Origin of the sequence: Bradyrhizobium sp. AZCC 1577, assembly GCF_036924575.1 — a bacterium.
Taxonomy (GTDB): Bacteria; Pseudomonadota; Alphaproteobacteria; order Rhizobiales; family Xanthobacteraceae; genus Bradyrhizobium.
Window position 1 is genome coordinate 2,110,746 of sequence record NZ_JAZHRQ010000001.1, and the last position, 12,745, is coordinate 2,123,490.

A 12,745-nucleotide genomic window follows, 5' to 3' on the forward strand; every position below is an offset into this window, starting at 1 on the left:
ACGGCGTCCCGCTCTACGCGGGGACGCATATTCGCTTGTTGCTGTGGATCGTTCTACGCGGCCGCAAAGATGACTGGCGTCCAAAGAGCCGGCATTGAAAGACTGCCAGCTTTGCGAAGTTTAGAAAGAATCTCACTCGATATTGCAAGGTAACCCGCCACGGCTAAGGTGTTGCCGATTGGAGACGGACCACCTATGCGTCGCAGGGGCCAACCGGCTCGTCGGAGGATTCTCTCCATTCTGACATCCGTGACGGTAACGATATCAGTGAGCTGTCGTGAAAGTCCGAACTCGACCATTCCTGCAAACAGCTCGTAAGCGGCACGCGTGATACCGTGATCGCCTTTCGGAGCGTCGGCGGTTACATCGATCGCAAACCTGCTGCTTTCCCAAACGAGGGGACTTGAGGGCGCAGGTTCGCCTTCAAGGAGTTTGGGAAAGGTATCGCGAAGCATCGTCGGGCCGAGTGTGGGTAAAAGGCGAACGGACCCCTGCACGTGGCCGCTGTCAGATAGCTGCGTCAGGTAGACTGGATGCAATGCGTCGAAATCATCAATCTCCATATCGCCGCTGGTCTGAACGTCCCACCCCATGCGGAGCTTGAAAACACGATGGCGCAACCGATGCATCTCCACCAGAGTGCTGGAGAACTCCCCATAGGAACGCGATGTGAGCAACTGAATCATAGCCCCTCCAAAAGTGTTTTTAGACATCCTTTTGAAGCGAAATCGTTGACCAGATGCATCACCCGTAGTTACAGGGGGAGAGCGTCCTAATTTTGCTTTATTTTGTTCGCAGCGGCTAAACGAGTCACCGCTTGTACCACCGTCCGAACACCTAGCTTTTCCTTCGCATTCTCCAGGTAGTAAGCGACGGTGTTGCGTGAGATGCCGAGGATGCAACCGATCTCCCAAGCGCTTTTTCCTTGCGAAGCCCATTCTAGGCATTCAAGCTCGCGCGGAGACAGATGTATTCCATCTACACTACCTCTGTTTGCCAGCTTGCGGCGCACGTGAGCATGGAAATACATCGCCATGAGTTGTAGAACGCGCTGATGCGACTCAATGCATTTTTCAAATTGCGGCCTTCTCCCGTCAGCGGCGAAAGTTAGTGCAGCGACAGGACCGTGCCCATCATGAATGGGGACCGTAAAGCCCGATCGAATCCCAAATTGAGCGGCTTCGTCGAAGAGGCGCTGCTCCGCCGTCAAAGTGAATCTTGATGAGATTTCAACTCCCCATCGGAAGGGTTCAGGAGTCTGCAGCGCTTCTTCAACAACAGGGTCAATCAATTGATAGTTGTTTCGCAAATAGTGTGCTGTCCAACTTGAGGGATATGTAGAGATTAGCCGCGGCTTGTGCCTTTCTGCGCTTTGGAAAGCGAGGTAGGCGAAACAGGAAAGGTCCAAAGAGGCCGCTGCGTTGGCCATGGCTTGGGAAAAATCGTGCGGATCTTCAGCTGTCGACAGCAAATCAATGAAGTCCTGAAAGATGCGATGCATGATATTATAATCCGAGACGATCGCATTCCCCTGCGAAGATTAATCTGGAGCGACGTAGTTACAGACGTAGGAGACATCTTTGGCGGAAAGCAAACCATGGCAACTCGAGCAGACAGCGACTGGCGTGACGACCTTGCCCGAGGGATGAACGAAATCGAAATTGCTGCGTCCCCCGCGGACGACCCACTTCTCGCCCCAGGCCTTCATGAGGATCATCGGCCCGTAGCTGTCCAGCCCCGTCTCGGTCAGGTTATAGCCGCCGAGTTCTTCGTTCTTTTCTATGAAGCCGGCTCGTTGCAAATTGAGCAGCCGTCCTGACAGGACGCTCGGAGCAATCGAAAGGCCGTTGATGAAGTCGTCGAAGCGGTGGTTGCCGTGGAAGAGCTCCTGAAGGACAAGGAACGTCCATCTATCGCCTACGATCGACAACATCCGTTCCACCGAGCAAGGGCGCCGACCCTGTACGGACCCGTCCCAGGTGGACCTCCTGTGTCGCCGGGCGTTCTTGGGACGCGGGATCCAATAGTCCTTCGGAATGCGAATACGTATGTCGTGTGCCTGGACAGCTTCGCCCGTCTCACGCCAAACGACCCTCGCGGAGAACCACGATCTGCAGGTGTTGTGGAACAGGGCGAGCGGAGGTGTGCCGTTGCACATCCACTTGTCCCCGAACCACATCATTCCGAGTGTTATGGGATAGACGTCCCTCCCGCGATCAGTGAGGCGATATTGTTTGTGCTGGCCGGCTTTGCCGATCCGTTTCAAGATTCCGCTCTTCTGCAGACGTTCAAGCCTGTTGCTCAAGGTGGCGCGAGGGATGTTCAACTTCCGTTGGAATTCGGCGAACCGGCGCGCGCCGAAAAACGCCTCCCGAATGATCAAGTAGGTCCACGTATCCGCCAGGATATCGATGGTCGCCGATTCCGCCGAGTGTCTGACGTACCCTTGAGGAGGGTGGCGGTCGGGGCGTACGCCGCCGCCGGAACCAGAAGCGCCGTCCATCTTCCAAACCGGAGACTTGGGAGAGAGTGGTTCCATTTTAGCAGGCAATCGAGGTGGCCCCCTTTGCCAACTCGAGCTCAGCTTCTCGCATCTTGAAATACTGCACCTTGCCGCTGGCCGTGGTAGGGAATGCGTCGACGAGCCGGACATGGCGCGGAATCTTGAACGTCGCAATCCTGCCTTTGCATCTCTCCTTGAGTTGCTCGGTAGTCATGCTCGCGCCTGACTTCAATTTGATCCAAGAACAGACTTCCTCGCCGTACTTCGCGTCCGGGAGGCCGAAGACATAGGCTTCCGCAATTTCGGACATCGTAAGCAGAAACTCCTCGATCTCGCGGGGGTAGATGTTCTCTCCGCCCCGTATGATCGTGTTCTTGCTCCGCCCGACGATCTGCAGATAGCCGTCGGGAGTCATCGTCGCTAGATCACCTGAATGCATCCAGCCATCCTTATCGATGGCTTCGCGAGTGCTTTCCGGATTCCGCCAGTAGCCCCGCATGACTGAATAGCCCCTGATGCAGAGTTCGCCGCTCACGCCACGCTCGACCGTGTGGCCGGTTTGGGGATCGACGATCTTGGCCTCGATATGAGGGTGGATGGTTCCGACCGTGGTGACCCGCTTCTCGTTGGTGTCTTCGGGAAGCGTCTGAAAGGAGATCGGCGACGTCTCCGTCATGCCGTACGTCACGGTGATCTCGCGCATGTTCATCCGCTCGACGGCCTGGCGCATCGTCTCGATCGGGCAGGGTGCGCCACCCATGCAGCCAGTCCTGAGAGAGGAGAAGTCGGCCTTGTGGACCGATTCATGGGTGAGCAACGAGATGTACATCGTCGGAACGCCGTAGAAGGACGTGCATCGCTCTCGCCGGATCGCTTCGAAGGTGGACTCCGCGTCGAAGCTTTCCCCGGGCAGCACGATGGCGCTGCCATGCGTCATTGCGGCAAGCGCACCGAGAACCAGACCGAAGCAATGAAAGAAGGGGACAGGCAGGCATATGCGATCGGAGCTCGTCAGCTTCTGCCGCTCACCGACGAAATGTCCATTGTTCAGGATATTTCGATGCGTCAGCAGGGCACCTTTCGGACGTCCTGTCGTACCGGAGGTGTATTGGAGACTACAGGGATCGTCCGGAGAGACCTCGCCTTCGGCCTTCTCGATCCCTTTTCTGTTCTGCGGCGACCGGTTCAGAAACTCGAACCAGTCCGAACCAGACTCGTCGAAATCGAAGTAGATGATCTCTTCAAGATCGGAAAGCTCGGGACGCATGTTCTCGAGTGCGGTTGCGAAGGAGTAGCCACGAAAGGCACGCGCGGCAAAGACCAGTCTCGCACCTGAATCGGCCAGCACGTGCCGCGCCTCTTCCTGTCTCAGAGCCGGGTTGACCGTCACGATGACCGCACCGACGCGCACCGCCCCGTGGTGCACGATCAGCCACTCGATCTTGTTCGCGGACCAGATCGCGATACGATCTCCCTTCCGGACGCCCATTGCGAGCAATGCCCCGGCCACCCGATCGGCATCGCGATCCAACTCCTCATAGGTCAGCCTTTGACCTTGGAAGATGCTGACGACAGCATCGCTCGCACCGTATCGAGAAGCCGCGTCGCGCAGAGTTCCTCCGATGGTAAGCTCAAGAAGCGGGGACGCCGTGGTCCCGATGACATGCGAAAGTTCGACGTTCGCCATTGTCTCCCCCGATCGGTAAGTTTTGCTGTTTCGACTAGGTACTTGCGGCCAAAAGGAAATTGTCGAGCGCATCCCCTTCAGGGTCCGCGTTCGCTGCGGCGCGGGCACCGCGTACGGCGGCCGTCGCTGATTTCACCTGGCGAATCGCGGGATCTACCAGCTTGTCGAAGATCAGATCGAAGCTGCGCACGCCACGCCGATACGTGCCGCTGTAACCCTTCACTAGGTCGGCGCATTCGGCGACTTCGATGCCGAATGCGTAGTCTAGGAGTGCTGCATTCTTCACCGCGGTCAGCCAGCGGGTCGTGAGCGCCTCTTCCTGCGCGAAACGCCAGGAGCGGCGACGAAGCACTCGGGCACGCGCCAACATCCGCATCATCAGAAAGCCGGATATGGTGTCGCTTCTCACGTGAAGGCCGACGTGGAAACGATGCTCGAGTCCCCGTTTTCGGAGCCAACCCAGAAAGGCATTGCCCATCCTGGGAGAGAGCAACGCGCAGACCTCCTCCGGACCAGGCTTAAGATACTCGACGATACGCAGACCTTCGCCCGCCTTCACTCGGGTTTCACGGCGTACGGTCGCAAACCGATTCGCACGGGTCTTCAAATCGGCGACCCTGATGACGTCCTCGTAGGTCATGCGGAGTGCCAGAAGGCGTGCAGCTTCCAGCGTAAGCTTCCAACCCTGATCGGCTCCGCCGGCCTGCCGATCCGTCGCAAGCACATCGCGCACCCGCCGCTGGTATAGATCGGCGTAGGCCTTGTCCTGATAATCGAGACACCGCCTGTATCCGGTGCCGATGACATGCCGCGTCTCCACCGGAAATTCGGCCTCCCCAAGCTGAGTTTCAGTCGTTGTCGGAGTGGCTGGCGCGGAGGATGCGGGGAGAGTTCCTCTCGCCGCTTCGAAACCATACCGATATCCTTTGAGGCTGGCCGCCACCGATTTCCCGGACTTCTTGATAGCGGCTTCGAACAGTTCGGGGGCGATGCCGAGCGCGTTCGAGCCCGCGAGGGTGCCGAGGATCACCGCGTTGATCACCGTGCCGGCTTCGAGCGCTGCGCTCTGCATGTCGAACACTAGAGATCGCTTGGCCGCCGCATGGATCGCGTTCAACGCCGCCTGGGAGTCAAAACGCCCGTCGGTCATCGAAATTTTCTCGGTCGTCGCATAGACCCGATGATTGGATGCGATCAGCGTGGTCCTGTCCGGCGAGATATAGCCTCCTTCCGCCGCCCGAGCCGCCTCGATCAGCTCGGACGCGATCATGACGTCGACGCGGCCCGGAATCGGTGTGAGTGCGAAGACCGGGCGTGTTGATCCAAGTTCTTCCTTGGGAGTCGGGAGGTACTCGATGTAATAGGTCGTCGCACCGGTACGTTGCGCTACGCCCGGAATCGAGGTTCCCTGGACCAGAAAGCCCGCGCTGCGGATGGCTTCGATGGTCCAGTCCGACAGAACACCGCCGCCCTCACCACCGAGGGCAGCAATCAAGATGGAACGTGTCTTGGAGGATCCGATGGTCATGCGACGACCCTTTGACGCTGCTGCATGAAGCGGATGAACGCGCTGCGGATGCGCTCCGCGGTGCGATCAAGGAAAGTGGGGTTTTGGATCACTTCGGCGCGGTAGAACGACGGACAAAGGACCGCCGCATGCGCAACTTCGCCGCAATTGCCGCAACCGACGCAGCCGTCGTTGACATAGGCAACAGGGCTTCTGCGAAGCGGATCCGGGTTGCTCTTCACCGTGAGCGTCGGGCAGCCGGAAAGACGGACGCAAGAATGGTCACCGGTGCATGTCGTCTCGTCCACTCCGTACTTCGTCCGGATGACCCGTTTTCCTTCCTTGACGCGGGCGGCCGCCGCGGGTCTCTCCCTGCGCTGACGAGCCAACATGCATTCGCCTTCCGCGATGATGACTCGAAGCCCTTTCCCTTGCGCGAGAATGGCCCGCTTGAGCGCCGTGATCATCCGGCCGATACGGTACGAACCGACCGTCTCGATCCAATTGACGCCCACACCACGCAAGGCCTTCTCGATGTCCATCTCGCTGGCTTGGTTGCGGGAGTTCGAGCCGGTAGACGGGATGTGCTGATGCCCGGTCGCCGAGGCGTAACCGTTCTTAAGCAGAACGAGTACCCCCTCATCCTTGTTGAAGATGTGGTTCGCGACGCCCGTCACGAGACCCTGGTGCCAGAAACCGCCATCTCCCATGATGCTGACGACCGGTCTCTTCATCATCGACGAGAGGCCGACGGAGGAGGCGAGGCCCAAGCCGTACCCGAGAATCGTATTTCCGACCTTGAACGGCTCCAGGGTCGCGAAGCTGTGGCAACCCACGTCGGCGCTGACGTGCACTTTTCCCACCTGCTCCTGAACAAGCTTGAGTGCGCTGAAGACCGGCCGTTCAGGGCAACCGGTGCATAGACCTGGAGGACGGCCAGGCAGCGGTCCTCCGAGCAGCTCCGCGGCTCTGCGCTTGTTATCCTGAAACGATTTGACCGCCAGCGCGATCTCCTTGGAATCGAGGCGAGCCGGACGGGAGCGCACCAAGAACTTGTCGAATCCGTCGATCAGCACCGCTCCGACGTATTCGCCGGCCATCGGCAGGCAATTCTTCCCGTGGATCTTCGTCGCGACGCCGGCATCGGACAGAAGGGCCTTGATATCGTTCTCTATGTAGTTGGGCTGGCCTTCCTCGATGACGAGGACAGCTTTCTTGTTCCGGCAGAAGCTCTCGATTTCGTCCGGTACCAGCGGATAGACGCAGTTGAGTACCAGTAGAGGTATGCGTGAGTTGCCGAAATCATCCGCAAGGCCGATGGCTCGCAAGGCGGATATGACGTGATTGTACATGCCGCCCTGCATGACGAAACCGACGTCGTCGAACTCGCCCGGAAAGACCTCGTTGATCTTCCGTTCCCTGACGAAATCGACTGCTGCGGGGTATCGGACGTCGATCTTGAGCTTTTCCTGTACGTAGGTCGCCGGAGGCAGGCTGATCCGGTTCTTGTCGAAAACGGGAGATTCGATCAGGCTCCGTTTCGACATCGGCGCGCGCCGGTTGTCGTTCGCCTCGAACCTGCCGCTCAAATGGCAAGCCCGAATGCGGAGTTCCATCATCACCGGAGTATTGGAGGCCTCCGAGAGCTCGAAAGAACGCTCGACGATGTCGACGACCTTCCACAGGTCCGGACGCGGATCCATGAGCCAGATCTGCGATTTCGTCGCGATGGCATGGCTGCGCTCCTGGATGATGCTGGATCCCTCGCCGTAGTCCTCACCGACGACGATCAGCGATCCGCCGACGACGCCCGCTGAGGCCAGATTCGAGATCGCATCGGCAGCGACGTTCGTCCCCACGATCGACTTGAAGGTCACGGCGCCGCGGATGGGATAGTTGATGGAGGCGCTCAGCATCGCTGCAGCGCCGGCCTCGTTCGCGCACGTCTCGAGATGGATGCCCAGCTCTTCCAGCAGGTCGTGCGCGTCGCTCAACACGTCCACGAGCGCGGATACCGGGGCTCCCTGATAGCCGCCGACGTAGGATACCCCCGATTGAAGCAGAGCCTTGGTCACGGCGAGGATGCCTTCGCCTTCGAAGACCTCACCCTTGCCGACACGAAGCTGCTGTACTTCCTCGTGAAAAGAACGTTCCGGCATGTCAACTCCCTGATTATAGCTGGCCGATCCTGGCCTTAAGGTCCACTACCGAAACGATCGTCCGGACGTGGCTGGCGTTTGCGATTGCGCGGCCATCGCAGGTGACCGACGCGGAGAACGTAATGCTGCGCTTATTCGCTTCCGCCACGGTCACTACGACGTCGGCGCTCCGACCGAGCTTCGCTGCTCCCACATGCTCGAGGGTGACCTGGGATCCGACGCTATCCATTCCCTCGTCGATCATCGTCAGCAGCAGATCGCGACACGCGAATTCGATGTCGGAGAGGATGCTCGGAGTCGCATAGACCCTGAGCTCCGGGCCCATAAAAGAGATTGCTCTCGTTTCGTCGACCTCGATGGTTCGACTGAGTTGTTTGCCGATTTCAACCATTGCTCCACCTCCGGGCGCTCCGTCTACACCATTTAGTTCAGATATGGAAGTCACATTAGAAGGTGGTCGCCATTTGCCGCAGTTTTTTGCGATGCAAAGCGATCATGCAGCCTAGCTCCGTTGGAAAACCCGGTCGGATCGCTTCGTCCACACAGTCGCCAACGCGACATCATGAAAGCGATGGACAAGCAAATTATGCTGCAAAACACGGTATGTCCTGACGTTTCACGGCGCGGTGAGCCTTGGCTGATAGCTATGTGCAGGCAGCAAAGCTTGTCGCGGAATCACGCTTTTATAGTTGAACTAAATGTGCTAGACGCAGTTCCAGATCAAAAAAGCTGGATCGCGCGCCTGAACTGAGAGTGTCCGCTGCCGGAGCAGCCGCATCCGCGGTCGCTTCTCCAGCCATCGCGCAGTCGTCGCCCGAGATCAGGTGGCGACTGACGTCCAGCTTTCCGAAGTCGCTCGATATGGTCTATGGCGGCGACAATTATTTGGCCAAGCAGGTCGCCGAAATGACCGACAACAAACTCCAGATTCAGGTTTTCGCAGCGGGGGAGATCGTCCCGGCCTGCAGGCGCTCGATGCGGCGTCGAACGGCACGGTCGAAATGTGCCACACCGTTTTGTATTACTGCGTCGGCAAGGATCCGACTTTTGCTGTCTACGCATCGGTGCCGTTCGGCCTCAATGCCCGTCGCAGAATTCCTGGCTTTATCAGTCAGAGGCAACGAGCTGGCCACCGAATTTTTCAAGTAATACGGCTTGATCGGATTTCCGTGTGGCAACACGAATGCGCAGATGGGAGGCTGGTTCCGCAAGGAGATCAAGACCGTTGCCGATCTACAGGGATTGAAGATGCGCGTCGGCGGCATCTCGGGACACGTGCTTGCGCAGATCGGCGTCGTGCGCAACAGCTTGCAGGTGGCGGCGTTTATCCGGCGCTCGAAAAAGGTGCTGTCGACGCGGCCGAGTGGATCGGCCCATACGATGATGAAAAGCTCGGGTTCCAGAAAGTTGCGAAGTACTACTACTGTCCGGGCTTCTGGGACGGCGGACCGACGGTCACGCCTTCGTCAATCTGGAAAAATGGAATACTCTGCCAAGACTTATCAGGCGATCCTCTCCAATGCCGCCGCCAACACAAATACTTGGATGGCCGCGCGCTACGACATGCAGAATCCCACCGCGCTCAGCAGCTTATCGCGAACGGAACGCAGTTGCGACCGTTCAACGAGGTGCTGGATGCCTGCCTGAAGTCGGCCAAGCGGAAGCGGTGCAGCAACCTCGCGTCGCCCAGTTTCGAACTTTGGATAAGCGGTGGCGGACGGCGGCGTTGCAGTCGATTACAACGACACAGGTCAGATGCACCAGCCATAAAGCCGGCCGCATCGCCCGATGCCGTCAAGGACCCGCGTGATCCTACGTCCACCGCGTCTTCGCGAAGTGTCCCACCGCTTGCGTTCGCTCGCGTCCGCGAGGTGACTCATTGGGCCGAGGCAATGTGACGCGGCGCGTTCCCGATCGCTCGGCTCGTCAGTTGCCGATATCGACCGTCGCTGCCCCCATACGCGGAACGACACCATTTAGTTCAGATATGGAAGTTACTGGTGCGATAAGAGCGGAATTATGGGCGAATTTCACCATGCGGGACGCGAATGACATTTTTATGCCTGCGGCATCCTTCGGTTGGAGCGCGCCAATGTAGTTATCCGTCCGAGGCATAGCGCGTAAGGCGTCGAATAATGCCGGTGAAATAAGGCTTTCCCATCGAACGTATGCCCGGAGTGCTCATCCTATCGTCGTATCTATCCCGGTTCTGACGGATAAAAAGAGACTTTTATAGCTGAACTAAATATGCTACGGCTTCGTTCAGGGTTAAAAGGAGAGAGAGATGGTTGCGACGAAATCAGCACCGACGCCGCTTGCTCAAACGTCAGGTCGCGCCGGATGGCCGAATGTCTCAGGGGACTACGCGGCCGACACCAGGGCATTTTCGCAGTATTGGCAGGAAGCGCTGGCGAAGCTTGATGGGCTGCCGGCGCGTCGCGACCGCAGCGAGGAGCAGAAGGCGGCAGCAATTGCCGTTATCGACGATGCGCAAAAGTCTCGATCTCGCTTTCTTTCCGCCCACGCGGTTCGCCTCTATCGCGAGCTGACAAACGATCTGGGACGCTTCAGGCGGGTGGAAGATCTCGCATACGCCGTTGCCGAGGCCGTGCCGGGCTTGTGCCCCACCAAGGAGCGCGTGGCGAGCGAGTCGACCTTGGTGCAGGCGGACAAGGACGGTCATGAGGTCGACCAGGGGCTGTTCTTCAACGCCGTTCTTGCCGATCGCGAATGCGGGCTCCATCTCTGCCATGCGATGTTGCTGCCGCGGAAAGAGGCGGTGGATCGGCTCGATCAGCTCAAGAAGGAGGGTAGGGTCGAGCTGGAGCATGCCGCGGTCGAGCGGCAGGGCAAGGCGTCCTTCGTTTATCTGAAGAACTCCCGCTATCTCAATGCCGAGGATGACACGACAGTCGCCGACGTCGAAACGGCGGTTGATCTGGCCCTTCTCGATCCCGAGACCTCCGTTTGCGTTCTCCGCGGCGGAAAGATCGAGAATGGAAAGCATGCCGGGCAGCACGTATTCTGCACGGGCATCAATCTGACGCACATCTATTACGGCCGCCTGTCGTACCTCTGGTACCTCATCCGCGATTTGGGGTTCATCAACAAGTTCTACCGTGGCCTGGCGCTGCCGGACGTCCCGCCGGACGAAATGATCGGCGATTCGATCGAGAAGCCATGGATCGCGGCGATCGACAAGTTCGCGATCGGCGGTGGCTGTCAGTACATTCTCTCGACCGACTACAACATCGCCGGCAAAGACGCCTATATGACGCTGCCAGCCCGGAAGGAAGGCATCATCCCTGGCATCGCAAACATGCGGATGCCACGTTTCGTGGGAGATCGGGCCACGCGCCAAGCGATCATGGCGGACATGCGCATCGATTGCGATAGTCACACGGGACGGCAGATCTGCGACTTGATCGTCGAGCCTGAAGCGATGGATGCCGCGATCCAGGACACGATCGATCGCCTGACGAACTCGGGCGTCGTTAGCGCATCCGGCAATCGGAGGGCCATGCGCATCACGGCCGAACCGCTCGACATGTTCAGGACGTACATGTCGGTCTACGCGCGTGAGCAGGCCTACTGCCACTTCTCGCCGGCGCTGATCAACAATCTCGAGCGATTCTGGAACGCTCAGAGCCGAAAAGTCTGAACAGATCCGCGGCGTACAAGAAGGTGCGCCGCTCTTTCAATCATAGGGAGCCAAGGATGAACGCTATGTGGAAATCACTTCGTTTGACGTTCTCGACGGCGGCGGCGGCGCTATTGATGGCGCAAGCAAGCTACGCCCAGCAGCCGATCAAGATCGGAGCCATTCTCTCGGTGACCGGCCCAGCTTCCTTTCTCGGCGAACCGCAGAAGCGAACGATCGAGATGCTCGCGCAGCAGGTGAACGCGGGGGGCGGCATCGCGGGCCGGAAGATCGAACTGGTCGTCTACGATGACGGAGGCGATGCCAACGCCGCTCGGACTTTCGCGAGCCGCTTGATAGATCAGGACAAGGTCGTCGCAATGGTCGGCGGCTCGACGACGGGCACGACCATGGCCATGCTGCCCGCCTTCGAAGAGGCGGAGATCCCGTTCATGTCCATGGCCGGCGCGCTGCAGGTGGTCCAGCCCGTCAAGAAGTGGGTCTTTAAGACGCCGCAGACCGATACGATGGCCTGCGAGAAGATCTTCGAGGACGTCAAGGCGCGAGGTCTTTCGAGCATCGCCGTCGTCTTCGGTACGGATGGGTTCGGGCGGTCGATGCGCGACCAGTGTGTGGCCGTTGCTCCGAAATACGGCGTCAACATCGTCCACGAGGAGAGCTTCGGACCCAAGGATTCCGACATGACTCCCCAGCTCACGAACGTGAGGGGGAAGAAGGAAGTACAGGCGATCGTCGTTCCGGGCATCGGGCAGACTCCCGCGATATTGGCCCGCAACTACAAGCAGCTTGGTATGAGGCTCCCGCTGTACGTCAGCCACGGCGTCGCCTCCAAGGAGTTCATCGACCTATCTGCGGGAGGGGCGGAAGGTGCACGACTGCCCGTTCCGGCGCTTCTAGTCGGGTCCAACCTGGCAGCCGAGGATGCGCAGCGGGCTCCGGTGCTGGCCTACACGCAAGCCTACGAGAAGGCTGCAAACCAGCCCGTGTCGGCATTCGGCGGCTTCATGCACGACGGCTTCCAAATGGTCGTCGAGGCGATCAAGCGGTCGGTTTCGACGGAGCCGGCGAAGATCCGTGATGCTCTCGAGGCTACGAAGGGCTTCGTGGGCGTCAACGGCATCTATTCGATGACCGCGAAGGATCACATGGGTCTCGACCTCACGGGCTTCCGAATGGTCGAGATCAAGAGCGGCAACTGGTCGCCCATCGCTTCCGGCAAGTAATGGGC

Annotated in this window: 9 protein-coding genes and 1 pseudogene; 3 read left to right on the top strand and 7 right to left on the bottom strand. The window is 59.0% G+C overall.

Annotated features, from left to right (window positions below; genetic code table 11):
* Positions 1–53: 53 nt before the first annotated feature.
* From V1278_RS09925 to V1278_RS09955, 7 genes are all read right to left on the bottom strand, one after another.
* On the bottom strand, positions 54–686 hold the full coding sequence (locus V1278_RS09925; RefSeq protein WP_334380556.1) for an acyl-homoserine-lactone synthase: 633 nt from the start codon (positions 684–686) through the stop codon (positions 54–56).
* A gap of 86 nt (positions 687–772) precedes the next feature.
* Complete coding sequence (locus V1278_RS09930) at positions 773–1,501, bottom strand: LuxR family transcriptional regulator (RefSeq protein WP_334380557.1); 729 nt, start codon at positions 1,499–1,501, stop codon at positions 773–775.
* 39 nt (positions 1,502–1,540) lie between these two features.
* Positions 1,541–2,503 carry a winged helix-turn-helix transcriptional regulator gene (locus tag V1278_RS09935; RefSeq protein WP_334380558.1) on the bottom strand — a complete coding sequence of 321 codons (963 nt, stop codon included), beginning with the start codon at positions 2,501–2,503 and terminating at the stop codon, positions 1,541–1,543.
* Between the two features lie 37 nt (positions 2,504–2,540).
* Positions 2,541–4,262 carry an AMP-binding protein gene (locus tag V1278_RS09940; protein WP_334380560.1) on the bottom strand — a complete coding sequence of 574 codons (1,722 nt, stop codon included), beginning with the start codon at positions 4,260–4,262 and terminating at the stop codon, positions 2,541–2,543.
* Positions 4,225–5,718, bottom strand: a complete 1,494-nt coding sequence (locus V1278_RS09945; RefSeq protein ID WP_334380561.1) for an indolepyruvate oxidoreductase subunit beta family protein — start codon at positions 5,716–5,718, stop codon at positions 4,225–4,227. Before V1278_RS09945 ends, V1278_RS09940 begins: the two co-directional genes overlap by 38 nt.
* Positions 5,715–7,856: an indolepyruvate ferredoxin oxidoreductase subunit alpha gene (locus V1278_RS09950; RefSeq protein ID WP_334380562.1), complete on the bottom strand. Its 2,142-nt coding sequence runs from the start codon at positions 7,854–7,856 to the stop codon at positions 5,715–5,717. Before V1278_RS09950 ends, V1278_RS09945 begins: the two co-directional genes overlap by 4 nt.
* Before the next feature lie 13 nt (positions 7,857–7,869).
* Positions 7,870–8,247, bottom strand: a complete 378-nt coding sequence (locus V1278_RS09955; RefSeq protein ID WP_334380563.1) for a thioesterase family protein — start codon at positions 8,245–8,247, stop codon at positions 7,870–7,872.
* Between the two features lie 338 nt (positions 8,248–8,585).
* Between V1278_RS09955 and V1278_RS09960 the strand changes: the two are divergent.
* The 3 genes and pseudogenes from V1278_RS09960 to V1278_RS09970 form a co-directional block, all read left to right on the top strand.
* Positions 8,586–9,509 (top strand): annotated as a pseudogene (locus V1278_RS09960) (TRAP transporter substrate-binding protein); the annotation flags it as partial.
* Positions 9,510–10,140: 631 nt separating this feature from the next.
* Positions 10,141–11,517 carry an enoyl-CoA hydratase/isomerase family protein gene (locus V1278_RS09965; protein ID WP_334380564.1) on the top strand — a complete coding sequence of 459 codons (1,377 nt, stop codon included), beginning with the start codon at positions 10,141–10,143 and terminating at the stop codon, positions 11,515–11,517.
* Between the two features lie 56 nt (positions 11,518–11,573).
* Complete coding sequence (locus tag V1278_RS09970; RefSeq protein WP_442894628.1) at positions 11,574–12,740, top strand: ABC transporter substrate-binding protein; 1,167 nt, start codon at positions 11,574–11,576, stop codon at positions 12,738–12,740.
* Positions 12,741–12,745 lie beyond the last annotated feature (5 nt).

Bases quoted from the DNA above. Each gene is read 5' to 3' on its own strand.
- V1278_RS09935 (WP_334380558.1), bottom strand. From the start codon at position 2,503: ATGGACGGCGCTTCTGGTTCCGGCGGCGGCGTACGCCCCGACCGCCAC.
- V1278_RS09965 (WP_334380564.1), top strand. From the start codon at position 10,141: ATGGTTGCGACGAAATCAGCACCGACGCCGCTTGCTCAAACGTCAGGT.
- V1278_RS09925 (WP_334380556.1), bottom strand. From the start codon at position 686: ATGATTCAGTTGCTCACATCGCGTTCCTATGGGGAGTTCTCCAGCACT.
- V1278_RS09945 (WP_334380561.1), bottom strand. From the start codon at position 5,718: ATGACCATCGGATCCTCCAAGACACGTTCCATCTTGATTGCTGCCCTC.
- V1278_RS09955 (WP_334380563.1), bottom strand. From the start codon at position 8,247: ATGGTTGAAATCGGCAAACAACTCAGTCGAACCATCGAGGTCGACGAA.
- V1278_RS09950 (WP_334380562.1), bottom strand. From the start codon at position 7,856: ATGCCGGAACGTTCTTTTCACGAGGAAGTACAGCAGCTTCGTGTCGGC.
- V1278_RS09970 (WP_442894628.1), top strand. From the start codon at position 11,574: ATGAACGCTATGTGGAAATCACTTCGTTTGACGTTCTCGACGGCGGCG.
- V1278_RS09940 (WP_334380560.1), bottom strand. From the start codon at position 4,262: ATGCGCTCGACAATTTCCTTTTGGCCGCAAGTACCTAGTCGAAACAGC.
- V1278_RS09930 (WP_334380557.1), bottom strand. From the start codon at position 1,501: ATGCATCGCATCTTTCAGGACTTCATTGATTTGCTGTCGACAGCTGAA.